Origin of the sequence: Lamprobacter sp. (assembly GCF_034860625.1) — a bacterium.
Taxonomy (GTDB): domain Bacteria; phylum Pseudomonadota; class Gammaproteobacteria; order Chromatiales; family Chromatiaceae; genus Lamprobacter.
Genome location: NZ_JAYESN010000012.1, coordinates 1 through 22301 on the forward strand (window position 1 = coordinate 1; position 22301 = coordinate 22301).

The following is a 22301-nucleotide window of genomic DNA, read 5'->3' on the forward strand; positions in this document are numbered from 1 at the left end:
GCAATTTCTAACCCCTAACCCCGAGGAATCCCGATGTCAGAACAGATCAGCAACCAAGATATGGATCTCAGCAGCGGCATTGCTGCCTTCGAATCCAAGCAGTTCTCACGCGCGGTCGGCCTGCTCGGTCCACTCGCCGAAGCCGGCCACCCCGAGGCCCAGTATCGCGTCGCGATCATGGCGCAGAACGGGCTTGGCATGATCGAAAACCCATTGCAGGCGTTCAAGTACATGCGCGCGGCAGCCGAGGCGGGGCTCGGCGTTGCGCAGCATGGGCTTGGGTTCATGTATATGGAGGGCGAGTGCGTCGATCAGGACGCGAGCAAGGCCGTTGCCTGGTTCAAGAAGGCCGCCGAACAAGGCTTGGCCGGCTCACAGACCACCTTGGCGATGATGTACGAGGAGGGCCGCGGTGTCGACAAAGATCCCGAGGAGGCCCGCCGCTGGTATCACCTGGCGGGCTTCGACGAAAAATAGCGCCCCCAGCGCCAAGGCCCACCGACGCCTCTCAGCGACGCGCTCGGCGCTGCTTGGCGGCATCAGCCAGCTGCTCCAGCATCGGTACCGTCTGGTCCCAAGCAATACAGGCATCGGTGATGCTCTGGCCGTACACCAGCTCGCCAGCGGCGGTCAGGTTTTGCCGGCCACCGACCAGGTTACTTTCGATCATGGCGCCGTAGATGCGGTTTTCGCCGCGAGCGATCTGGCCGGCGACATCCTCGGCTACACGCACTTGCTTATCGGACTGCTTGCGGCTGTTGGCATGACTGAAGTCGATCATGATCTTCGGCACCAGTCCCGAGTCTTGGATCGCAGTCGCGGCGATATCGACACTTTCGGTGTCGTAGTTCGGCCGGCTGCCGCCACGCAGGATGATGTGGGTGTCCTCATTGCCGGTCGTGGTAAAGATGGCCGAGTTGCCATCTTTGGTCAGAGACAAGAAGACGTGTGGCCTGGCAGCGGCATGAATCGCATCGATCGCGACTTTAATGCTACCGTCGGTGGCGTTCTTGAAGCCAACCGGGCAAGACAGGCCAGAGGCCAGTTCGCGGTGCCCTTGGCTTTCCGTGGTACGAGCGCCGATCGCGCCCCAACTGACCAAGTCGGCAATGTACTGAGGGCTGATCAGATCCAGAAACTCGGTACCAGCCGGCATGCCCAGGTGGTTGAGGTCGACCAGCAGCCGCCGCGCCATGCCAAGCCCCTTGTTGATCTCAAAGCTACCATCGAGGTTCGGATCGTTGATCAGCCCCTTCCAGCCAACCGTTGTGCGCGGCTTCTCGAAGTAGACCCGCATGACGATCAACAGTTGATCGCTCACCTGATCACGGACAGTGCGCAATTGTTGGGCATACTCGAGCGCAGCCGCAGGGTCATGCACCGAGCAGGGACCGACCACGACCAAAAGCCGATCGTCCTCGCCGTGCAGGATACGCTGGATGGCCTGACGGGTCTCGTGTACCGTGGCCGCCGCTGCATCTGTGATCGGAACCTCGGCGTGGAGGTCTTTTGGCGCAATGACCTGTTTGATCGCACGAATGCGAAGATCGTCTGTTTCGTAACGCATGCTCTTTTATGGTGCGGACTCGGGCGTAGCCTGTGCTCTAAATACTGAATTATGCCTGCCAGCGCGTCTGCCTCGCCATGGGATTGCGCCAACGCTGAGCAGCCAACAGCTGCGGCCAGTGGCCATCTCAAGGAACGACACGCCTGCTGCCGGGTAGAAGTAGTAATCTTTTTGCATGATGTCATCCCAAACGCAACTCCTTCCATCAAGCCGTTACACAAGGACTCGAGCATGACGGATCGCCTGCCACCGAAGCCCCGCACCGGGCAGGCCTCTGGCGAGAGTCCCTCGGGACTCTCCGACTGGGCCGAGGAGATCTATACCGCCCCGCCGGACAGCCGGCAGCGCAATGATATCGACGCCCAGGTGACCGTCAGCACGCGCCTGCGCAAGCCCAGGGTCCACCTTACCGCCCCCAGCACGGTCGCTCAGATCGACCTCAACCGCTACATGGGGCGCTGGTACGAGATCGCGCGGCTGCCCTACTTCACCCAGCGCCGCTGCATTCAAGACGTGCAAGCCGACTATCTGCTCGGTGATGATGGCATGGTCTACGTCACCAACCGCTGTACCCATGCCGATGGCGGCATCGGCACCGCAAAAGGCATCGCACGCGTTGTCGACCGCAAGAGCAACAGCCGCTTGGAGATCAGCTTCCGCATGCTCTACGGTGTGCACCTGCTCTGGGACCACTACTGGGTCATCGGGCTTGGCGCCGACTACGAATATGCCTTGGTCGGGCAGCCCTCAAGGCGCCGCGGTTGGGTACTCGCGCGCGATCCCAAGCCATCTGAAGACGAGGTCCAGCAGTGGCTGACGGAGTTCGCCGACAAGGGCTTCCCGGCCCAGGCCTTCGAGCGCACCCGGCAAACAGGGCGAACCTGAGGACGACCCAGCTCCAGCGCCTCAGTGGTTTGAGGCCCGGCCTGGTCCGGGCAGCATTGCGACCTCACTTGGAAGCGCGAGTGTCGCTGCATGGCAACGGGTATTGTCGCTGCTCATGCCTTGGGTGGCACGTAGCCCTCTGGAACCACCGCCCCTTCGCCGAAGAAGTAGTTTTCCATTTGCTCCTCAAGAAACTTGCGCGCCTTGGGGTCCATTGGGCTCAAACGGTTCTCATTGATGAGCATGGTCTGATGTTTCAGCCAATCGGCCCAAGCCGGCTTGGAGACGTTCTCGAAGAGACGCTGGCCAAGCGCGCCGGGATAAGGCGGCCGGTCCAGACCCTCGGCTTCGTGGCCGAGCTTTACACAGTTGACCATACGGCTCATCAGGCTACTCCTGTCGTGTGCGTTCGCTGGATATGCATGCGTTGTCAACCTCGGCGGCTGCCTGAGGCCAGGCTCCCAGCTCGTTGAGCATCTGGCGAATGGGCGCCGGTAGCCCAAGGGCACCGGGCTTGAGTGGATTGACCCAGCGTACATCAGGCTCGTCGCCAACCCGATTGGCCTGAGTGGCGAGTCGCACCAGAACCGGTCGCATTTCGAGCTGGAAGTGGCTGAAGGTATGTCGTCGCGCGGGCAACATTTCAAGTCGTAGCACCGATGCCCGCAGTTGCGACTGGCACCAATCCTTGGCATCCGCATCCACGCCAAGCTCCGGGGGCGTCCAGAGCCCGCCCCAGATCCCGGCCGGCGGCCGGCGCTGCAGCAGCAGTTGTCCCTGTTGATCTTGGATCAGCAGCAACTGTGCGATGCGAACTGGAGCCTGCTTGCGCGGTTTAGGCGCGGGATAGAGGCTGACCGCAGCCTGCGCCAACGCCTGGCAGCGATCCGCCAGCGGGCACAGCGAACAGGCCGGACGCGAGCGCTTACAGAGGGTTGCGCCCAAATCCATCATCGCCTGATTAAAGGCAGCAACGCGCTCAACGGGGGTCAGCGCCTCGGCCAGCCACCAGAGCTGGGCCAAGACAGCTCCGCTTCCAGGCCAGCCTGGAACCGCGAAACAGCGCGCCAAGACCCGTTTGCAGTTGCCGTCGAGGATCGGATGGTGCTGGCCAAGCGCGAGCGATAAGATCGCAGCCGCGGTTGAGCGTCCGATCCCGGGCAGCGCCTCTAGTGCCTCTCGTTGCTCGGGAAACCGCCCTTGATGCTCGACGATGATCCTGCGCGCAGCGCGATGCAGGTTGCGCGCCCGCGCATAGTAGCCGAGTCCAGACCAGAGGTGCAGAACCTCATCCTGCTCAGCAGCGGCTAATGCCTGAAGGTCAGGAAAGTGCGCCATGAAGCGCTCGAAGTAAGGCGCCACCACCGCGACCTGGGTCTGCTGCAGCATGATCTCCGAGACCCAGACGCGATAAGGCGTCGCATCGCGCTGCCAGGGTAGATCATGACGACCATGGCGATCGAACCAGGCCAGCAAGCGCTGCGCAAAGTCGTTCGCGATGTCCGGAGTGACTGAGGTTGTCGCTATTCGCACCGGCTTGGGCGTGAGCGCAGGCGGCGTCAGTTCAGAGACAAGCCTTAAAGCCCCCAAGGGTCGGCTGTCTTGACTCACTGCCCAAGCAACCCCGGCAGGATCTGCCGCAGCCCGTCGCCAAGCCCTTGGATACCGGTGCGTTCCTCAAGCTTATCGAACAAGCCACTGTCTTCGCGCAGCGCTCGCCGCGCGGCCTGATTGAGCGCAGCTTTCGTATCCACCTCCCAGCGCGGATCGAGCCAAGGCCCCCGCGCCTTAATGGGGATCGGAATCCCTTCCAGCTCCTTGATCGCTCGACCTTGCGGCGGCTTGGTCAGCACCGCGCTCAGATCCAGCGCAAGCTGTTGCGTCGGCAAATCGAGCTGACCAACTCCATCGATATGCAGCAGATTGGAGCGCAGCTGGATATCCTCGCTATCGAACCGCCCCTCCTCGCCTGTGGCAGAGAGGCTGAACGCGCTGAAGCGAGTCAGATTCTCGGCATCCTCGCGCGAGACACCGAACGCACCGATGGTGCCTGTGATCAACTGCTCAAGATCGACGATCGTCACGGCACCATGACGCACCGCGAAGACGACCTTGCCGCCTAGGGTCGAGGTGATCAAGGCCGGGCTGGCACCCTGCGCCATGAGGTCCAGCTCGATCTCACCACGGCCGGTCATCGGTGCCTGCTTGTGTCCGCCAAGCTGCAGCGCAGCCAGCAGCGCAGCGACATCGACGTCACCAGCGGTCGCCTCGAGCCGCAGCGCCGGCCTTGACGCTCGGTCATCAGCGGGCGGTGAACCTGGCTCGAGCCACGGCTGTTGATCGCTCGCGAAAACATCCAACGGACGCGCATTGAGCTCTGTTTGCAGCCAGCCACCGTAGAAGCCCGCGCTTGCGTCGAGCTCCAGCGCCTGCGGCTGCAGGCGCCCACCGAGCCGCACCGCGCTGAAGCCAAGCCCACCGAGACGTAGCTCGCCAGCCGCCAACTGCAGTCGCAGCCCCTGCTCGGTCGGACCAGTCTCTGGCGGCAACGCGGGTAATGGAGGTAACGCCGGGAATGGCGGCGATGAGGCAGGCGCGACATTGACCGTCGCAGCAGCCCTCAGATAAGGATCGAGATCGAGGCGATCGATCGCCAATGCCAGCTGGCCCGAGAAGGGTACGCTCGGCGCCTCCGGCAAACGCAGCCGAGCCACCGCCCTCAACTGCGCTTGGTCGATGCTGAACGCTGCGTGATTGATCGCCAGGACAGAACCCCGAAGTTGAAGATCTGATTGACCGCTGACCCGTCTCAAGCTGTCCCTGTTACCAGGCATCCTCAGAGCGGCCTGCTCGACGAGCCAAGTCCGGAGGTCGAAGGGGGGCACCCTGAGCTGAGCGTCGATCCCCAGGCCGGAGGCGGTTGGGAACACCTGCGCGGCACCCCTGGCCCGCAGCCGATCAATGCTCAGCTCAACCGGCTCGAACCTAGCCCGAGCATGGATGAGGTCGATCAAGGCCGCGGCATCAACTTCGATCGGCGGGCCCTGGCCACCCGCGCTCGTCCCGAAACGCAGGCGCAAGGGGCGCAGCTCTAGCGCATGGCGCGCATCGGCAAGCCGGATCTCGGCCTCAACCAGACCAGGCAGTGCAAACGACTCCCGTTCAGCGGGCGCAGCCTGTCTAGCCTGAGCAGCCTGAGCAAACACCCGAAAGGTTGCGTCCAGTCGTCCGCTGGACCCTGGACGGATGGGGCCAGCGGTCAGATTCAAGTCGCCCAGGCTCAGCGCCGCCCCCGCATCCACCGACTGCGTTGGCCCGGCCAGCTCAGCATCAAGGATCAGAAGACGCCTGATCGGCGGCCATGCGGCTGGAGTAGACCCTGAACTGAGTTGCAGATCCGGCATCGGCTCTGGCACCAGCTCTGGCGTTAGCGCTAATGCTTGCTCTGGCTTTAGCTCTGAAGTGAGCGCTAACGCCTGTTCTAGCTTTGACTCTAGATTTGACTCAGGCTCGGACGAAGCAGAGGGTATTGCCATTGGCGCCAAGGGTAATCTCACCTTCGGTCGATCCAGCAACACCTCAGCGAGCACGAGACGACCGCTGATCAAGGGCCAAAGAGCGGCGTCCAGCTGCACCGCCTCAATGGTCGCGATGGTCTGGGCATCGGCTGCAACGCTTTCAGCAATCCGCAACCCCTCAAGGCGCAGACGCGGGAACGGAAAGAATTGCAATAGCGCTATGGAGTCGACCTGGGTCGGTCGGCCCAGCGAGAGGCTGATCTCGGCCTCGAGATCGGTCAGAAGGCGCTGCTGATCAATCAGCAGCGGCGCAATGGCTGCGGCACCGAAGATGACCAAGGGCAGCGTCAACAGGAGCCCTAGCCCCAGCTTGATCCAACTTGGCATCAGTCGGCGCCTCTCAATGTTCTCTGCCGCAACGCCAACAGAGGTCGAAGCTGCCATCAACCAGCTCGCCGATGGCTCCGGAGAGGGCATCGCCAAAGACGCGGGCCTGGAGGTTGTGCCGCTCAAGCAGATCCAGTAAGAGCTGTGCCTCGATGCGGTCGGCGGCCTGATAAAGTTGCTGCATGATCGGTAAGGCATGGAGCGGGCGATGGGAATCGAACCCACGTTAGAAGCTTGGGAAGCTCCTGTTCTACCATTGAACTACGCCCGCCTGAGCAGTCGATTGTAGGGCCGACGCTCGGTTACTGCAACGCCGGATCGCAACCGTAAACAGCGCTGTTGAGCAAACCGGTATGCGGTTTAACAGGAACCGCCTCAGTGATGCTCGGCATACATCCGCTCGATGGCGTCCTTGTATTCTGCCAGCACCTGCGTGCGCTTGGTCTTCATCGTCGGCGTCAGCAGGCCGTTCTCGATCGTCCAAGGCTCCAGGGTGAGGCTGATCCGGCGTACCTTGGCATAGCCGGGAAAATCGGCTAGTGCATCGCGAATCCGCCTGAGGAGATCGCGCAGCAACTGCGGATTCGACAGGCTCTCGGCTTGATTCGGGTCCAGGCCATAATCGCGCGCGAGGCCCGGCCAGAGCTCACTGCTCAAGACGATGATCGCGGTCAGGAAGGAGCGACCCTCGCCCAGGATCATCACCTGATCGACCAGCGGGTCCAGCCCCAGGGTCATCTCCATATCCGCCGGCGGCACCTTCTCGCCGTTGGAGAGCACCAGGATGTCTTTGATGCGCCCGGTGATGAAGATGTGGCGATGCTCGATTCGCGCCTGGTCGCCTGTACGCAGCCAGCCATCGGTGGTGAACATGCGCGCCGTCGCGACATGATTATTCCAATAACCCAGCATGTTGCAGGGCCCCTTCACCTGCAGCTCGTCATCGGCGCCGATACGAACCTGGATGCCGCGCAGTGGAATGCCGACGCTGTCCGGGCGATTGTCCTCGAGTGGGTTCACCGCCACGACCGGACTGGTCTCGGTCAGGCCATAGCCTTGCACCAGCGGCAGTTCGAGCCCGATGAACAGTTGCGCCACCCCAAATGGCAGCGGGGCACCACCGCTAACCGCCGCGCGCAGGCGCCCGCCAAGGCGCTCGAGCACCGGCCGCGCGACCTTGCGTCGCAGCCAAGGCCAGAGCAGCAGCAAGGGGTGCCAGCCACGCCGCCCCTGGCGGCGCTCGAAATCAATCCAGCCGGTCCTGACCGCTAGCTTAAACAGCGAACGCAGCAGCTTGGGGCGCCCCTGGAGCTGATCCTGGATGCGTTGATAGACGCGCTCGAACACGCGCGGCACAGCGATGATCACACTCGGGCGGATCATCTGCAGATCCTCCGCCAGCTGGTTGATCGAACGCGCGTAGGCCACCGTCGAGCCCGTCATCATCGGCAGATAGTAGCTGCCCATGCGCTCGAGCATGTGCGAGAGCGGGAGAAACGAGAGGAAGACGTCTTCCTGATAGACATCCAACATGGTGACGCTGGCATGGGCGTTGGCGAGGATATTCCGGTGGCTCAACATCACGCCTTTCGGTCGTCCGGTGGTGCCGGAGGTGTAGACAATGGTTGCGAGCGACTGTGGATCGGCAACGCGCTGCGTCCAGGGCTCGCCGCGCTCGGGCAACCAGTTCGCGGCAATCATCACGCGCTCGTCGTAGGTCGCCAGGCGGCGCGACTGCTCGCCATCTTCAAGGATCACGACACGCTCAGGATAGAGCGCCTCACCAATCGCTGGCGCCAAGCGCTTCCAGCGGCTGGCATCTTGGATCAGCAACACCTTACAATCGGCATCCTGGAGGATGTGGGCGGCGTTGTCGGCCCTGTCGTCGGTGTACAGCGGAACCGTGATCAGCCCCAGCGACAGTGCAGCCTGATCGAAGATCACCCACTCCGGACAGTTGCGTAGCAACACCGCAACCCGGTCACCAGCGCTCAACGCCTCGGCACTCAGCGCCGCCCGCCAACGCGCAACCTGATCCGCCGTCTCGCGCCAGCTGAGACTGCGCCAGCGCTCGGTGGCGCGGTCGAACCATTGGTACGCCTTGCGGTCAGGTGACCGATGTAGGCGTTGATAAAATAGGCCGTCGAGCGTACAGGCGCGCTCGACCGGGATTAGATCCTCTGACCATTGCTTCACCATCGGTGCCTCCCCGTTGGAGTGCTTTTTGTTTTCGTCGGCGTCGCAGTCTAGTGAAAATGCTTGCCGTTCACCAATTCGGAACATCGCCAGACTCAGAGATCACCAACGGCAACAGTTCTGTGACAGACGATCTTTTTGTGATGAGGAGTTATCTAAGGATGCAAATCCAGGTCAATGGTACCCCGACGAAAGTCCCTGACGCCCTTTCCATGTCTGGTTTAATCGAGCAGCTGGGCCTCACCGATCGCAGGCTGGCCGTTGAGGTGAACCGCGAGCTCATCCCGCGGAGCCGCTTCGCCGAGCACCAGCTCAAGGAGGGTGATGCGGTCGAGATCATCCATGCGGTCGGTGGTGGCTGAGAGGCCCTCATGACTCGCCTGGATGATCCGCAGCGCCAATCAACCACATTCACGACCCCTTAAGAATACCGTCCATGATGATGACCGCATCCACCTCCTCTTCTTCAGACAGCTTCTCCATCGCCGGTCGCGAGTATCAATCGCGCCTGCTCGTCGGTACTGGTAAGTACAAGGACATGGACGAGACCGCGCGTGCCATCGAGGCCAGTGGCGCCGAGATCGTCACCATCGCCGTGCGCCGCACCAACATCGGTCAGAATGCCGATGAGCCGAACATCCTCGAGGTGCTGTCGCCAGATCGCTACAGCATCCTGCCGAACACCGCTGGCTGTTATGACGTTGACAGCGCCGTGCGTACCTGCCGGCTCGCGCGCGAGCTGCTCGATGGCCACAAGCTGGTCAAGCTCGAGGTGCTCGGCGACCAAAAGACCCTGTTTCCGGATGTCCTGCAGACCATCGAAGCGGCCAAGGTGCTGGTCGCCGATGGCTTCGACGTGATGGTCTATACCAACGACGACCCGATCATCGCCAAGCAGCTCGAGGAGATTGGCTGCGTCGCGGTTATGCCGCTAGCGGCGCCGATCGGCTCCGGACTTGGCATCCGCAACCGGCTCAACATCCTCACCATCGTCGAGAACGCCAGCGTCCCGATCCTCGTCGACGCCGGTGTCGGCACCGCCTCCGATGCCGCCATTGCGATGGAGCTCGGCTGCGACGGCGTGCTGATGAACACAGCCATTGCCGCAGCCAAGGACCCGGTCCTGATGGCCAGCGCCATGCGCAAGGGTATTGAAGCCGGGCGTGAGGCCTTCTTGGCCGGGCGCATGCCGGCGAAGCGCTTTGCATCGGCCTCGTCGCCGATCGAGGGCACCTTCTTCTGATCCCCTGCTGCTAACCGCGGATCGCCCGAGCGATCCCCTATAATCGCGCCTCTTCGGATCAAACCTCGCGCATCTGCGCCCCTTAGAGGCAGCCCCCCATGGCATCGCTGGCCGCGTCCATCGCCAAAGTCGGGAGCAATACCCTGCTCTCGCGCATCCTTGGCTTCGTGCGCGATCTCATCGTCGCGCGTCTATTTGGTGCCGATGCGGGCACCGATGCCTTCTTCGTCGCCTTCAAGATCCCGAACTTCATGCGCCGGCTGTTCGCCGAGGGCGCCTTCTCGATGGCCTTCGTGCCGGTGCTCAACGAGTACAAGACGCAGCGCGGCTTCCCAGCCCTGAAGCGCTTTATCGACGATGTTGCAGGCACCCTCGGCGCCATCCTGTTCCTGATCACCGCACTTGGGGTACTGGGCGCGCCGATCCTGGTCTTGATCTTCGCGCCGGGCTTTGCCAGCGACCCGGACAAGCAGTTGCTCGCGACGGACATGTTGCGGCTGACCTTCCCCTATCTGCTGTTCATCTCGCTCACCGCGCTGGCCGGCGGCATCCTCAATACCTACGACCGTTTCGGCGTGCCGGCCTTCACGCCGGTACTGCTCAATCTCTCGCTGATCGGCTGCGCACTCTGGTTGGCGCCGCAGATGGAGCGGCCGATCATGGCGTTGGCCTGGGGCGTGCTGATCGCTGGTATCGTCCAACTGCTGTTCCAACTGCCTTTTCTATACCAGCTGCGGCTGCTGCCCAGACCCAGGGTCAGCCCACGCGATGAGGGCGTGCAACGGATCGTGCGGCTGATGATCCCGGCGCTGTTCGGAGTCTCGGTCACCCAGATCAGCCTCCTCATCGATACCCTGCTCGCCTCGTTCCTAGAGACCGGCAGCATCTCCTGGCTCTATTATTCCGATCGGCTGATGGAGTTTCCGCTGGGCATCCTCGGCGTTGCGCTCGGCACCGTGATCTTGCCCAAGCTCTCGCGCCAGCACGCGGCGGCCTCGCCGGCGGCCTTTTCGGAGACGCTGGACTGGGCGTTACGCTGGGTACTGCTGCTCGGGCTGCCCGCCGCGGTTGGGCTTTTTGTGCTCTCCGGGCCGATGATCGCCACCCTATTCTATTCCGGCGAATTCACCGCCTATGATGTCCTGATGGCCGAGCGCAGCCTGATGGCGTACTCGCTCGGGCTGATGGCGTTTCTCGGAATCAAGGTGCTGGCACCGGGGTTCTACAGCCGGCAGGACATGAAGACGCCGGTGAAGATCGCCGTGGTCGCGATGTTGATCAACATCAGCTTCAATCTGCTCCTGATGTTTCCACTCGGCCACGCTGGTCTCGCGCTGGCGACCATCATTGCTGCTAGCGTCAACGCGCTGCTGCTACTGATCGGGCTGCTGAAGCAGGGCATCTATCGGCCCCTGCCCGGCTGGTGGCTGCTGCTCGCCCAGGGCCTGATCGCCAGCCTCGCGATGGGATTCGCGCTCTGGTTCCTGAGCGGACCGACGCCGTTTTGGACCGTCTGGGACTTCGGTGAGCGTCTGATTCGCCTGCTCGGGCTGATCCTGATCGGCGGGCTCTGTTACCTGTTGCTCGCATTGGCGCTCGGCATCCGGCCGCGGCATTTGCTGCGGATGAATCCAGCGGCCTGATGCGATCGCCGCCATCATTGCTGCCGGCGACAGCCCGTAGCGCTCAGCGCCCGGAGCACCTAACAGACCTCTAAAGACTGACGAGATGCTCGGCTAGCCGCAACCGCAACGGACGCCAAGACGCCAATGCGCCCGCGCTCAGCCGACCGCTCAGCCCACAGCCCAATCGGACCCGCAAGGGTGGCGCGGCGGTCGGGCGCATCATCATGACGACGAGAATGCCGGCGAGCGAGTGCCGTCGAGATCATGGCGGCGACAGACTGGCCTCCAGCCAAAGCTGCGGGTTTATCCCAGCCCCATCAGGCCGCGCAGCTCCTCACTGCTCATCACATGGCAGTAGATCATGTTGATAATGGCAAGCTCTTGCTGGTGCAGCTCGTCAGAACCGGCGGCGCAGCAGTCCTCGACCAAGATCACCTGAAAGCTCTCGTCGGCGAGGCTGCGCACGGTCGATGAGACGCACTGATCGGTGTAGATGCCGGTCACGATCAGGTTGCGGATGCCCATGTTGCTGAGGATCAGGCGCAGGTTGGTGCCGGTGAGCGCGCTGTCTGTGGTCTTGGTGACGACGATCTCGCCGGGCGCGGGTGCTAGCTCAGGGATGATCTGCGAGGCCTCGCTGTCCTTCGGCATCAGCAGGTTGTTCCAGCCCGGCAGCTTCTGACTCAGCGAGCGATCGCGCCCGTCCTCGAGCTGGCAGGCGATGCGGGCGTGGATCACGTCCAGGCCCTGATCCCGAAACTGCTGCTGCAGCGCTTGTAGTCGCGGGATGACCGTGCCACGCATGCGCTCGTGGAAGGGCGCCCAGCGTGCCCGCTCAGCGGGATCATCGTGCAGCACCATGCCGTAGTTTTGCACATCGATGCAGAGCAGCGCGGTTTCGCTTGGTCTGAGCACTGGGTCTGCCGGCTCGGGGGCGCTGGCATAATAGAACGAGCGGTGAGCGGTCTTCCAGGTCATCGGTTTCGGCTCCGAAATAAGCTGTAGTGACGAGCGTGATTGAGCTGAGCGTGATTGAGCTGAGCGTACGTCACTCTGCCAGATCGTCGGTGGAGCGTCATCTGCCGCTTGGCGCGCGTGTCGCGCATCAGGCTTCGCCCATTACGCGTCATCCGGTGTGCATCACGCGACGTGCATCACGCGACGCGCATCACGCGACGCGCATCATGCGGCGCGCATCACGACTCGCCACTGATCGAGCTACCCGTGATGGCTTGCTGTGTTGCCGCGATCGGCGCACAGCAGCCGGTGCGACTGGATCTGGCCCTAGGTTGTTGCGCTTCTTCAATGCTATCGCGCGTGTAAACCTTAGAATTCCCCTCAGTTATGTCCTATCCCCCGTTGCGGCCTTCTGTTATGCCACAGACTGCGATCGACTCGCGTCGACTTCCTAACTTTCCTATCTCCTTTTTTGCGGTGGTGATGGGCCTCTCGGGGCTGACCATTGCCTGGGAGAAGGCGCTGCATGTGTTTGCGCTTGAGCTGAATGGCGTCGGGTTCGACCCCAGCCTCAGGATCGGTCTTTGGATGGCGAGTGCGACGGCCACGGTCTTCTTGCTTCTGCTCCTGTTCTATCTGGCAAAGCTGGTCGTCTATCCGAAGAAGGTGCTCGAAGAACTGCGTCACCCGATCAAGCTCAACTTCTTTGCCGCCGTCTCGATCAGTCTATTGCTGCTCTCGATTGCATTCCTGCCCTTTGCTGAGTCTATTAGTCGCCCACTCTGGATGACCGGTGCCAGCTTGCACCTGCTCTTCACGCTTTATGTGGTCAGTGTCTGGATTCACCATGAGCATTTCGAGGTCCATCATATGAACCCGGCCTGGTTCATTCCCGCGGTGGGTAATGTCTTGGTACCAGTGGCGGGTGTACCATTAGGCTTCATCGATGTCTCCTGGTTCTTTTTCAGCATCGGCATGCTGTTCTGGGGATCGCTGATGACGATCATCTTTTATCGGCTGCTGTTCCATGCTCCGATTCCAGAGCGTTTCATGCCGACCCTGTTCATCTTGATTGCCCCGCCCGCAGTGGGCTTTATCGCCTACATACGCTTGGTTGGCGAGCTCGATCCGATTGCGATGGTGCTCTACTTCAGCGCCTTGTTCTTGACGCTGTTGCTGTTTGCGCAGGCACGCTATTTTGCGCGGCTGAAGTTCTTCCTGTCTTGGTGGGCCTACACCTTCCCGCTCGCGGCAATCAGTATCGCGAGCATGCTGATGTTCGAGCAAGGTCAGAGTGACGTCTATCGTTGGATCGGCGCTGGTCTGCTCACGATCCTGACCCTGGTGGTGATCTTCTTGCTGTTTAGAACGCTATATGCCGTTATCCGTCACGGCATCTGTGTGCCTGGGCATTAACCGGATCATGCTGGACCTCAGATCATGATCTGAGTCGGCCGTTCGCGAGCCTTTAATCGGCCGTCATCCGCGGACTGCTTAGGCTGCAGCGGTGATTGATGCCATCGTACTGACCCCGGGGATTGGTCGGTCTTGTTGAAATGATGAGGTGCTTTGCCTCCGGCGTCTTTTCTGCTCTGACGCCTCTGTCGCTTTTTAATGACCCAATGGGAGATGAGTGATGAAACAAACCCTGCTACAAGAGAAGTACCCCATCTATACGCTCGAGGTCAGCAAAGACGAGACTCGGTTTGCCGACTCGGACTCGATCATCGCCTATCTCAAAGACTGTATTGATCAGCACGATATTGCGAGCTATATCGGCGAGTTCGATCACATGGCGCACACGCAGTCACTCCCGAACGGACAGATCGCTGAGGGTATCGAGTCCGCGAAGCACATCCTATTCTGCTTTGGCACCAAGCTGCCCGATCCGCATGTGATGGCGGTGCGGCCGCGCTCGATCGGGGTTGTCGATCAAGGCGACCGCTTCACGGTGACCTTCCTCGAGGCACCGATGCCGCCAGCGAATGAGGCCATGGAGCGCTGGGTCAAGGCGATCGTGGAACAAACTGCCTGCTGAGCCAGCGTTCCTCGTCTCACTTGAGATGAAAAGCTTGAGGTGCAACCCTGAAACAAGCGCCTCATCCTCTAGGGAGACGACGCGCCATGTCAGGACGCGCTATATCGGCGCGCTGTCGGTTGTGGAAATCAGCCTGTGACGTTCAGGCGCCAGGGCGGCGTCCAGGTTGTAGCGGCTCGCCGCAACGCTTGCAGAGATAGCGTTGTCCCTTTGCGACCTTGTTGTGGCGGATGCTCGAGAGCTGGTGCTCCATACAGCCGCAGTGGTAACGAAAATAGGTCAGCTTGCGGGCGTTGAGCCCACTGACGTCGTAATCATGGCAACGCCTTGGCTCGGCACCGAGCTGGCGCATGATGCGCTGCCATTCGGGACCGTGCGGCCGGATGTTCTGACCGTAGCGGTGATAGGCGAGTACGTGGGCAACCTCGTGCGGTACGGTGTGCTGGATAAAGTCGGCCCCGCCGCGCTCGAGCAGCTCAAGGTTGTACCGGATCAGATACTCACCGCGAGCGCGAATGCGCACCTGGCCGGCGGTCTTGCCGCGCAGATCGAAGCGAACCTCGATCTGGGCGCCCGGTATCGAGCCGAGCAGGGCGTTGGTCTGAGACCGCGCCTGAGCTGTTAGCGCCCGGAGGCCAGCGTCGCTTGAGCCACTGCTCAGGGGGTGGACCGAGTGGCCCCGCAGCTTCTGGTTTTGCGTTTCGCTCACGATAGGGCTATCATTCGTAGGCTGAGATACAAAGGGTGGAGCTGGAAACGTCCTGCTCATGAACCCCAGGCGAGATGGCCCCGGTATCGGGGTTTTTTTTCATCCGCGATCCGCTGCAGACCCAGGCGAGGCTGCTTCCGGCAGAGGCTTGCGGGGTGCTGCTCCGAACAAGGGGGCCAATGGCCCTCTTTTTTGTTCCGGTATTCCGTCTGGCTCCGGTGATGCCGGGACCATGACGCTCGCCACGCTTTCCAGTCAAGCCTGAACAAGCAGCTGGTGCTCGGCGGCTCAGGTGCGGGGCGATGAATGAGTTCATATCAGTGGTGCTGATGTTTTGATGCGACGGGTGAACGACCGATTGACAAGCTTGGTGACTTCTGTCGTCGAGTCGATGGGGTATGAGGCGCTTGGTATCGAGCACGCCTCGGCGGGCAGCGCGCAGGCGGTCTTGCGAGTCTACATCGATCATGCCAATGGCATTGGGATCGACGACTGCGAGGCGGTGAGTCGGCAGCTCAGTAGCGTCCTCGATGTCGAGGACCCGATCAGCGGGCACTACGATCTCGAGGTGTCCTCGCCGGGGCTTGATCGGCCATTGTTCACGATCGAGCAGATCGAGCGCCATCGCGGCAACCGCATCCGCGTGCGGCTCGAGCAGAAACTCGACGGGCGGCGCAATTTTGAGGGCGAGGTGCTCGGGGTCAGCGAAGACGGTCAAATCCTAGAGCTGAACCTCGATGAGGGCAAAGCACTGCGCCGGGTGCAACTGCCGGTTGAGCAGATTGAGAGCGCCCGTGTTGTGCCCGAATTCAACTTTTCACTGTCCGCTCGCTGACGAACCGGATGCCGGACGGGGCCGAGAGCGACCGACATCAGGGTAGGGGCCGATGAACAAAGAAATATTGATGGTCGTCGATGCCGTCTCAAACGAGAAGGATGTCTCGAAGGAGATCATCTTCGAGGCGATCGAGGCCGCGCTCGCCTCGGCGACGCGCAAGAAACACGGCGGCGATATCGACGTGCGGGTGTCGATCGATCGCGGCACGGGCGATTACGAGACCTTCCGCCGCTGGGAGGTGGTCGAGGATCAGGATGGCGAGCCGCTGGAGGCGTCAGAGCGGCAGATGACGATCTCGGCGGCCAAGGAGTTGGACCCCGCGCTCGATCTTGGCGGCTTCATCGAAGAGCAGATCGAGTCGGTCCTGTTCGGTCGCATTGCTGCGCAAACCGCGAAGCAGGTCATCGTGCAGAAGGTGCGCGAGGCCGAGCGTGCAAAGATCGTCGAGATGTTCAAGAGCCGCGAGGGTGAGTTGATCACCGGTATCGTCAAAAAGGCTGAGCGCGGCACCATCGTGATCGATCTTGGCAACAATGCCGAGGCTTTAGTGCCACGCGATCAAGTGATTCCCAAAGAGACCGCCCGACCCGGCGACCGGTTGCGCGGGCTGCTCTACGAGGTGGCGGCCGAGCTCAAGGGTCCGCAGTTGTTCGTCAGCCGGACCTCGCCGAAATTGCTGATCGAGCTGTTTAAGCTCGAGGTGCCAGAGGTCGGGGAGGGCGTGATCGAGATCGTGGGTGCGGCTCGCGATCCGGGCACCCGCGCCAAGATCGCGGTGCGGACCAATGATCCGCGCATCGATCCGGTCGGCGCCTGCGTTGGTATGCGTGGCTCGCGGGTGCAGGCGGTCTCGAATGAACTGTTTGGCGAACGCGTCGACATCATCCCCTGGGACGAGAATCCAGCGCAATTCGTGATCAACGCCATGCTGCCGGCCGACGTCGTCTCGATCATCATCGATGAGGACGCACGCAGCATGGATGTAGCGGTTAAGGAAGAGAACCTGTCACAGGCCATCGGCAAGGGTGGTCAGAATGTACGCCTGGCCAGTCAGCTCACCGGTTGGGAGCTGAATGTGATGAGCGAAGAGGCCGCGGCCGCGAAAAGCGAAGAGGAAGGACGCCGTTTGATCGAACGCTTTATGTCCGATCTGCGCGTCGACGAGAACGTCGCTGCGGTGTTAGCCGAAGAAGGCTTCACAACGATCGAAGAGATCGCCTATGTGCCGGAATCGGAGCTGCTGGCGATCGCGGATTTTGATGAAGAGCTGGTTGGGCTGCTGCGGCAACGTGCATCGGATGTGGTGTCGAGCCAAGCCGTCGCCAGTGACGAAGACCCGGACGCGGTGCCGGGCGATGATCTGCTCGCCATGCCGATGATGGAGCCGTCTTTGGCCCATCGGTTGGCTCGACGCGGCATCATCAGTGTGGCTGATCTCGCAGATCAGTCAGTAGACGAGCTGTTGGAGCTCGACGGCATGGACCCGGAGCACGCGGCCAGCCTCATCATGGCGGCCCGCGAGCCCATGTTCGCCGGCTCGGAGAACGACTAGTCATCGGAGGTGCGAATGAGTACTGAAGTCACGGTCAAGCAACTCGCGACGACGGTCGGGATCCCTGTGGAGCGGCTGCTTGCACAGCTCCAAGAGGCGGGCATCTCGGCACAGGCCGAGGATGCGACCATTACAGAGAGTGAAAAGATCCAGCTGCTGCAGCATTTGCGGCGCAGCCATACCAAGAAAGAGGAGCCGGCCGAGGAATCGGTCGCTGAGGTGGCGAGCGTGCGGCGACGTCCGCCAGCGGCTGATACGCGTACGCAACAGCGACCGTCGCGGCCTGCACCAACGCGCGGTGCTCCGGCGTCGCGCAGTGTTGCGGCCCGGACCGGCAAGTCGGTCAATGTCGAGGTCCGTCGTAAGCGCAGTTTTGGCAAGCGAAACACGGAGCCAGCGATGCCGGCGGCAACGGTGCGCACAGAGCCGCGCCCAGAGTCCGCGCAGGGAGCCGGAAGCTCGCGTGCACCGATCGATGAGCAGCGCCGTCGCGCTGAGCTCGAGGCACGTCGAGCGGAAGAAGATGCGCGTCGCCTTGCCGAACAGGAGGAGCTCGAGGTCCGCCAGCGTGAAGAGGCGCGGCGTAAGACCGAGGCCGAGGCGCGGGCCAAGGCCGAGGCCGAGCGCCGTCGCCGAGCCGAAGCGCAGGCTCAAGAGGAGGCCTCTGCCGAGCGTTATCAACCGGCTGAGCCAAGCGAGCCGATAGCAGCATCAGGTGCTCCGGTTGTCGAGTCTGAAGGCGAGACTGAGCAACAGCGTGAAGACCGGCGCCGGGCTGCGAAGAAGCATGCTGAACGCTCGGAGAAAGAGCGTGTCGAGCGTGAGCGGGTTGAGAAAGAACGCAAGGCGGCCCGCAAGGAGCCTGGGCGGCAAAAGGTGCGCGACCCGGTGGCGGCACTTGAGGAAGAGACCTCAGACGAGGCGGTGATCACGCGGCCATCGGTGCGTCGCCGAAAGAAGCCTGGCAAGCCACAGCTCCAGGATAAGCACGGTTTCCAGCGTCCAACCGCGCCGGTGGTGCGCGAGGTCGAGGTGCCGGAGACGATCTCGGTCGGCGAGCTGGCCTCGCGCATGTCGGTCAAGGCTGGGCAGGTCATCAAGGAGCTGTTCAAGCAGGGCATGATGGTGACCATCAATCAGACACTCGATCGCGACACGGCGATGCTGGTGGTTGAGGAGATGGGTCATAAAGCCGTCGAGGCCAAGAAGGAGGACGCCGAGGATGCGCTGATGGCGCTGCTCGAAGAAGAGGTCGGCCAGGCCGAGACGCAGCCGAGGCCACCGGTGGTGACCATTATGGGCCATGTCGACCACGGCAAGACCTCGCTCCTCGACTATATCCGACGCGCTAAGGTGGCGGCAGGCGAGGCTGGCGGCATTACTCAGCATATCGGCGCTTATCACGTCGAGACCGACAAGGGCACGATCTCGTTCCTGGATACTCCCGGGCACGCCGCCTTCTCGGCGATGCGCGCACGCGGCGCCAAAGCGACTGATATCGTGATCCTGGTGGTTGCGGCTGACGATGGTGTCATGCCGCAGACGATCGAGGCCATCCAGCACTCGAAGGCCGCCGGGGTGCCGGTGGTGGTCGCGGTGAACAAGATGGATAAGCCGGATGCGAACCCGGATCGGGTGATGCAGGAGCTGACCCAGCACGAGCTGGTGCCCGAGGAATGGGGTGGCGAGACCATGCTGGTGAAGGTCTCGGCCAAGACCGGCGACGGCATCGATGATCTGCTAGACGCCGTACTGCTACAGTCCGAGGTGCTCGAGCTCAAGGCGCCGATCGATGGGCCCGCGCATGGCACCATCGTCGAGTCGAGCTTGGAAAAGGGCCGCGGCACCGTCGCCACGGTGCTGGTGCAGTCAGGTACGCTGCGCACCGGCGACATGATCGTCAGTGGGTCCGAATACGGCCGCGTGCGGGCAATGTTCGATGAGATTGGACGCTCGGTAAAGACTGCGGGGCCGTCGATTCCTGTACAGGTGCTCGGCCTGTCTGGCTCGCCCAATGCCGGCGACGATGTGATCGCCGTGACCGATGAAAAGCGGGCCCGCGAGGTGGCCGAGTTCCGCCGCGATCGCGATCGGCAGACGCGCATGGACGAGCAGCGCGGCGCCAATTTGGATCAGCTGTTCTCGCAGCTCAAAGAGGGCGACCTCAAGAGCGTCAATATCATCCTCAAGGCGGATGTGCAGGGCAGTGTCGAGGCGATCAAGGATGCGCTGGTCAAGCTCAGCAACGATGAGGTTAAGGTGGCCGTGGTGGCCTCCAGCGTCGGTGGCATCACTGAATCCGATGCCAACCTGGCGGTGACCTCGAATGCGATCATGCTTGGCTTCAACGTCCGCGCCGATCCCGCCGCGCGACGGGTCATCGAGGAACAAGGGCTGGATCTGCGCTACTACTCGGTGATCTACGAGCTGATCGACGATGTGAAGAAGGCCATCTCCGGCCTGCTGAGCCCGATCGTGACCGAGGAGATCATCGGCCTGGCGCAGGTGCGCGATGTGTTCCGCTCGTCGAAGTTCGGTGCCATCGCCGGCTGTATGGTGGTCGAGGGTGTGATCCGCCGGAACAGCCCGATCCGCGTGCTGCGCGACAATGTGGTCGTCTACGAGGGTGCACTGGAGTCGCTGCGTCGCTTCAAAGATGACGTCAGCGAGGTCAAGAACGGCACCGAATGCGGCATTGGCGTGAAGAACTACAATGACGTGCAGCCGGGCGATCAGATCGAGGTCTTCGAGCGCAAGGAGCGGGCGCGCGAGCTATGAAGATGCTCAGATCCGTTGGGCGTTCGCCGCAGTCAGCACCATGAGTCGGGCGCCACAGCGTGGCTTCGATCGGGGCGAGCGCATCGGCGCCGCCCTGCTGCGGGAGCTGACCCAACTGCTGCGGCGCGCGAAGGACCCGCGCCTCGGCGACATCACCTTGCATGAGGTGCGGGTCAGTCGCGACCTCGCGCATGCAAAGGTCTACTTCACCTGCTTTCCGGCCGATGACGGCGCCGAGGAGCAGCAACGACTCTTGAACGGTGGCTTGGCAGGCTTTCTGCGCCACGAACTGTCGCGCACTGAGCGCTTGCGCACGGTGCCGCAGCTGCAGTTCGTCCACGACGAGTCGGTCATTCGCGGCGAGCGGCTGTCCGCGCTCATCGATGAGGTGGTTAGCCAGGATGCCGAGCACGCGCGGACCGAATCTCAGATCAACGGCGACGATGATCAGCGCACTGATGAGGCCGCGGATGCCTCCGACAGCGGACGCTGAGCCGGCCTTTTAACTGCTGAGCCCGCCTCTTAACTGGAACATCATGGGAAGACGACGCAAACAGGGCCGCGAGGTCAACGGCATCCTATTGTTGGATAAGCCTTCCGGCATCTCCTCCAACCACGCCTTGCAGCGCGTCAAGCGCCTGTACAACGCGCAGAAGGCCGGACATACCGGGAGTCTGGACCCGCTCGCGACTGGCCTGCTGCCGCTCTGCCTGGGGTACACCACCAAGTTCTCGGCCTTCCTGCTCGATGCCGATAAGCGGTATCGCGTGCGGGTGCGCTTGGGTGAGACCACCGAGACCGCCGATGCCGAGGGTGAGGTGATCGCGACCGCGCCGGTCGATGGCATCACCGAGGCTCAGGTGCTTGAGGTCATCAGCCACTTCATTGGCGAGATCGAGCAGCTGCCGCCGATGTACTCGGCGGTCAAGCATGAAGGTCAGCGCCTGTATAAGCTCGCGCGCGAGGGTAAGGAGGTGGAGCGCACGCCGCGCCAGATCACCATCCACCGCCTCGATCTGCTGGAGCTGGCGTTGCCGGACATCGAGCTCGATGTGCACTGCACCAAGGGCACCTATGTGCGCACGTTGGCCGAGGATATCGGCAAGCAGTTGGGCTGCGGCGGCCATGTATCGGCGCTGCGTCGGACCGGTGTCGGGCCCTACATCGAGGGCGAGACCGATTTTGTCACCATGGCCGAGCTCGAGGCCCAGGCCGAGGCGCAAGGGCCGGAGTCGCTCGATGCGCTGCTCTTGCCGTTGGAGACGACCCTCGGGCACTGCCCTGCGGTGCGTCTTTCCGCCAACAGTGCCTTTTATCTGGGGCAGGGGCAGCCGGTACTAGTACCACAGGCGCCGACCGAGGGTCTGGTCCGGCTCTATGACGTCAGTGATCGGTTCCTCGGCGTCGGCGAGATCCTTGACGACGGTCGGGTGCAGCCGAAGCGCTTGGTTTGAAGGCTGAAGTTTCAAACCGATGACGGAGTCCGTAGAATCGCGCTCGAGACGCTCTGGCGTCGACGGGGCGCGACCGAATCCGATTCTCATTACAGATTAACGCCTTGTCCCTGAGGTCATTGTTGGGGACCAAGGTGACCATGACTGACGCCACGCTGGGCGTCGCTATCCTTATAGGAGACTCGCAATGACAATGACCGCAGAAGAGAAACGCCTGATCGTCGAAGAGCACGCTCGCGGCACCAACGATACCGGCTCACCGGAGGTGCAGGTTGCGCTGCTGACCGCGCGCATCAAGCAGCTGACCGGACATTTTACCGAGCACAAGCATGATCATCACTCGCGCCGCGGCCTGGTGCGCATGGTCAGCTCGCGGCGCAAGCTGCTCGACTATCTCAAGCGCAAGGATCTGGATCGCTACCGGGCGCTGATTCAGAAGCTTGGCCTGCGCCGATAAGCGCGTCCGGACCTCGAGGGTGGCGTTGGCTCGCGCTTGCAGGCGCCCACGCCACCTCATTTTCATGCTAGGTGCGGGCCGGCCAGCGAAGGCTGCC

21 protein-coding genes and 1 tRNA gene are annotated in these 22301 nt (G+C 62.3%); 13 read left to right on the forward strand and 9 right to left on the reverse strand.

Annotated elements, in window-relative coordinates; all coding sequences use genetic code 11:
* Positions 1–33 precede the first annotated feature (33 nt).
* Positions 34–477, forward strand: coding sequence for a tetratricopeptide repeat protein (locus VBE63_RS04925; protein ID WP_323681887.1), 444 nt, complete (start codon positions 34–36; stop codon positions 475–477).
* A gap of 31 nt (positions 478–508) precedes the next feature.
* Here the strand turns inward: VBE63_RS04925 and VBE63_RS04930 are convergent, their stop codons facing one another.
* Positions 509–1567: a 3-deoxy-7-phosphoheptulonate synthase gene (locus tag VBE63_RS04930; protein ID WP_323681888.1), complete on the reverse strand. Its 1059-nt coding sequence runs from the start codon at positions 1565–1567 to the stop codon at positions 509–511.
* 231 nt (positions 1568–1798) lie between these two features.
* Here VBE63_RS04930 and VBE63_RS04935 point away from each other — a divergent pair, with 231 nt between their 5' ends.
* Positions 1799–2452, forward strand: coding sequence for a lipocalin family protein (locus tag VBE63_RS04935; RefSeq protein WP_323681889.1), 654 nt, complete (start codon positions 1799–1801; stop codon positions 2450–2452).
* Positions 2453–2565: 113 nt separating this feature from the next.
* Here the strand turns inward: VBE63_RS04935 and VBE63_RS04940 are convergent, their stop codons facing one another.
* From VBE63_RS04940 to VBE63_RS04965, 6 genes are all read right to left on the reverse strand, one after another.
* Complete coding sequence (locus VBE63_RS04940) at positions 2566–2838, reverse strand: oxidative damage protection protein (protein ID WP_323681890.1); 273 nt, start codon at positions 2836–2838, stop codon at positions 2566–2568.
* 4 nt (positions 2839–2842) lie between these two features.
* Complete coding sequence (gene mutY / locus VBE63_RS04945; RefSeq protein ID WP_323681891.1) at positions 2843–3985, reverse strand: A/G-specific adenine glycosylase; 1143 nt, start codon at positions 3983–3985, stop codon at positions 2843–2845.
* Between the two features lie 74 nt (positions 3986–4059).
* A complete protein-coding gene (locus tag VBE63_RS04950; RefSeq protein ID WP_323681892.1) occupies positions 4060–6357 on the reverse strand; it encodes an AsmA family protein in 2298 nt (765 codons plus the stop codon).
* Between the two features lie 13 nt (positions 6358–6370).
* The gene (locus VBE63_RS04955; RefSeq protein ID WP_323681893.1) at positions 6371–6541 is read right to left on the reverse strand and encodes a putative signal transducing protein; all 171 of its coding nucleotides are present in this window, start codon (positions 6539–6541) and stop codon (positions 6371–6373) included.
* A 13-nt stretch (positions 6542–6554) separates the two neighbouring features.
* Positions 6555–6628: transfer RNA gene (locus VBE63_RS04960), tRNA-Gly, on the reverse strand.
* Positions 6629–6732: 104 nt separating this feature from the next.
* Positions 6733–8556: an AMP-dependent synthetase/ligase gene (locus VBE63_RS04965; RefSeq protein ID WP_416274504.1), complete on the reverse strand. Its 1824-nt coding sequence runs from the start codon at positions 8554–8556 to the stop codon at positions 6733–6735.
* 158 nt (positions 8557–8714) lie between these two features.
* On the opposite strand from VBE63_RS04965, the gene thiS reads away from it, so the two are divergent.
* The 3 genes from thiS to murJ all read left to right on the forward strand — a co-directional run bounded on the left by thiS (position 8715) and on the right by murJ (position 11439).
* On the forward strand, positions 8715–8915 hold the full coding sequence (gene thiS / locus VBE63_RS04970) for a sulfur carrier protein ThiS (protein ID WP_323681894.1): 201 nt from the start codon (positions 8715–8717) through the stop codon (positions 8913–8915).
* A gap of 80 nt (positions 8916–8995) precedes the next feature.
* Entirely contained in the window at positions 8996–9796 is an 801-nt protein-coding gene (locus VBE63_RS04975) for a thiazole synthase (protein ID WP_416274507.1), read from the forward strand.
* 98 nt (positions 9797–9894) lie between these two features.
* Positions 9895–11439, forward strand: a complete 1545-nt coding sequence (gene murJ, locus VBE63_RS04980) for a murein biosynthesis integral membrane protein MurJ (RefSeq protein ID WP_323681895.1) — start codon at positions 9895–9897, stop codon at positions 11437–11439.
* 285 nt (positions 11440–11724) lie between these two features.
* On the opposite strand, the gene VBE63_RS04985 is transcribed toward murJ, so the two are convergent.
* Positions 11725–12399, reverse strand: a complete 675-nt coding sequence (locus VBE63_RS04985) for an isochorismatase family cysteine hydrolase (protein ID WP_323681896.1) — start codon at positions 12397–12399, stop codon at positions 11725–11727.
* A 396-nt stretch (positions 12400–12795) separates the two neighbouring features.
* Between VBE63_RS04985 and VBE63_RS04990 the strand changes: the two genes are divergently transcribed.
* Both VBE63_RS04990 and VBE63_RS04995 read left to right on the forward strand, forming a co-directional pair.
* Positions 12796–13794 (forward strand): SLAC1 anion channel family protein, encoded by a 999-nt coding sequence (locus tag VBE63_RS04990; protein WP_323681897.1) that lies wholly within the window; start codon positions 12796–12798, stop codon positions 13792–13794.
* Positions 13795–14014: 220 nt separating this feature from the next.
* Positions 14015–14416, forward strand: coding sequence for a DUF6858 family protein (locus VBE63_RS04995; RefSeq protein ID WP_323681898.1), 402 nt, complete (start codon positions 14015–14017; stop codon positions 14414–14416).
* 142 nt (positions 14417–14558) lie between these two features.
* Here VBE63_RS04995 and VBE63_RS05000 read toward each other — a convergent pair whose 3' ends face one another.
* Positions 14559–15125, reverse strand: a complete 567-nt coding sequence (locus VBE63_RS05000; RefSeq protein ID WP_323681899.1) for a SprT-like domain-containing protein — start codon at positions 15123–15125, stop codon at positions 14559–14561.
* A gap of 337 nt (positions 15126–15462) precedes the next feature.
* On the opposite strand from VBE63_RS05000, the gene rimP reads away from it, so the two are divergent.
* From rimP to rpsO, 6 genes are all read left to right on the forward strand, one after another.
* Positions 15463–15960: a ribosome maturation factor RimP gene (gene rimP, locus VBE63_RS05005; protein ID WP_323681900.1), complete on the forward strand. Its 498-nt coding sequence runs from the start codon at positions 15463–15465 to the stop codon at positions 15958–15960.
* Positions 15961–16012: 52 nt separating this feature from the next.
* On the forward strand, positions 16013–17515 hold the full coding sequence (gene nusA, locus VBE63_RS05010) for a transcription termination factor NusA (RefSeq protein WP_323681901.1): 1503 nt from the start codon (positions 16013–16015) through the stop codon (positions 17513–17515).
* Between the two features lie 15 nt (positions 17516–17530).
* The gene (infB, locus tag VBE63_RS05015) at positions 17531–20293 is read left to right on the forward strand and encodes a translation initiation factor IF-2 (RefSeq protein ID WP_323681902.1); all 2763 of its coding nucleotides are present in this window, start codon (positions 17531–17533) and stop codon (positions 20291–20293) included.
* Positions 20294–20333: 40 nt separating this feature from the next.
* A complete protein-coding gene (gene rbfA, locus VBE63_RS05020) occupies positions 20334–20786 on the forward strand; it encodes a 30S ribosome-binding factor RbfA (protein ID WP_323681903.1) in 453 nt (150 codons plus the stop codon).
* Between the two features lie 43 nt (positions 20787–20829).
* Complete coding sequence (truB, locus tag VBE63_RS05025; protein ID WP_323681904.1) at positions 20830–21747, forward strand: tRNA pseudouridine(55) synthase TruB; 918 nt, start codon at positions 20830–20832, stop codon at positions 21745–21747.
* 187 nt (positions 21748–21934) lie between these two features.
* Positions 21935–22204 (forward strand): 30S ribosomal protein S15, encoded by a 270-nt coding sequence (gene rpsO, locus VBE63_RS05030; protein WP_323681905.1) that lies wholly within the window; start codon positions 21935–21937, stop codon positions 22202–22204.
* Positions 22205–22301 lie beyond the last annotated feature (97 nt).

What these genes read in the sequence shown, in the direction of transcription:
- VBE63_RS04925 (WP_323681887.1), top strand. Translation starts at nt 34, where the DNA reads ATGTCAGAACAGATCAGCAACCAAGATATGGATCTCAGCAGCGGCATT.
- VBE63_RS04930 (WP_323681888.1), bottom strand. Translation starts at nt 1,567, where the DNA reads ATGCGTTACGAAACAGACGATCTTCGCATTCGTGCGATCAAACAGGTC.
- VBE63_RS04935 (WP_323681889.1), top strand. Translation starts at nt 1,799, where the DNA reads ATGACGGATCGCCTGCCACCGAAGCCCCGCACCGGGCAGGCCTCTGGC.
- VBE63_RS04940 (WP_323681890.1), bottom strand. Translation starts at nt 2,838, where the DNA reads ATGAGCCGTATGGTCAACTGTGTAAAGCTCGGCCACGAAGCCGAGGGT.
- VBE63_RS04950 (WP_323681892.1), bottom strand. Translation starts at nt 6,357, where the DNA reads ATGCCAAGTTGGATCAAGCTGGGGCTAGGGCTCCTGTTGACGCTGCCC.
- VBE63_RS04955 (WP_323681893.1), bottom strand. Translation starts at nt 6,541, where the DNA reads ATGCAGCAACTTTATCAGGCCGCCGACCGCATCGAGGCACAGCTCTTA.
- VBE63_RS04965 (WP_416274504.1), bottom strand. Translation starts at nt 8,556, where the DNA reads ATGGTGAAGCAATGGTCAGAGGATCTAATCCCGGTCGAGCGCGCCTGT.
- thiS (WP_323681894.1), top strand. Translation starts at nt 8,715, where the DNA reads ATGCAAATCCAGGTCAATGGTACCCCGACGAAAGTCCCTGACGCCCTT.
- VBE63_RS04975 (WP_416274507.1), top strand. Translation starts at nt 8,996, where the DNA reads ATGACCGCATCCACCTCCTCTTCTTCAGACAGCTTCTCCATCGCCGGT.
- murJ (WP_323681895.1), top strand. Translation starts at nt 9,895, where the DNA reads ATGGCATCGCTGGCCGCGTCCATCGCCAAAGTCGGGAGCAATACCCTG.
- VBE63_RS04985 (WP_323681896.1), bottom strand. Translation starts at nt 12,399, where the DNA reads ATGACCTGGAAGACCGCTCACCGCTCGTTCTATTATGCCAGCGCCCCC.
- VBE63_RS04990 (WP_323681897.1), top strand. Translation starts at nt 12,796, where the DNA reads ATGCCACAGACTGCGATCGACTCGCGTCGACTTCCTAACTTTCCTATC.
- VBE63_RS04995 (WP_323681898.1), top strand. Translation starts at nt 14,015, where the DNA reads ATGAAACAAACCCTGCTACAAGAGAAGTACCCCATCTATACGCTCGAG.
- rimP (WP_323681900.1), top strand. Translation starts at nt 15,463, where the DNA reads ATGCGACGGGTGAACGACCGATTGACAAGCTTGGTGACTTCTGTCGTC.
- nusA (WP_323681901.1), top strand. Translation starts at nt 16,013, where the DNA reads ATGAACAAAGAAATATTGATGGTCGTCGATGCCGTCTCAAACGAGAAG.
- infB (WP_323681902.1), top strand. Translation starts at nt 17,531, where the DNA reads ATGAGTACTGAAGTCACGGTCAAGCAACTCGCGACGACGGTCGGGATC.
- rbfA (WP_323681903.1), top strand. Translation starts at nt 20,334, where the DNA reads ATGAGTCGGGCGCCACAGCGTGGCTTCGATCGGGGCGAGCGCATCGGC.
- truB (WP_323681904.1), top strand. Translation starts at nt 20,830, where the DNA reads ATGGGAAGACGACGCAAACAGGGCCGCGAGGTCAACGGCATCCTATTG.
- rpsO (WP_323681905.1), top strand. Translation starts at nt 21,935, where the DNA reads ATGACAATGACCGCAGAAGAGAAACGCCTGATCGTCGAAGAGCACGCT.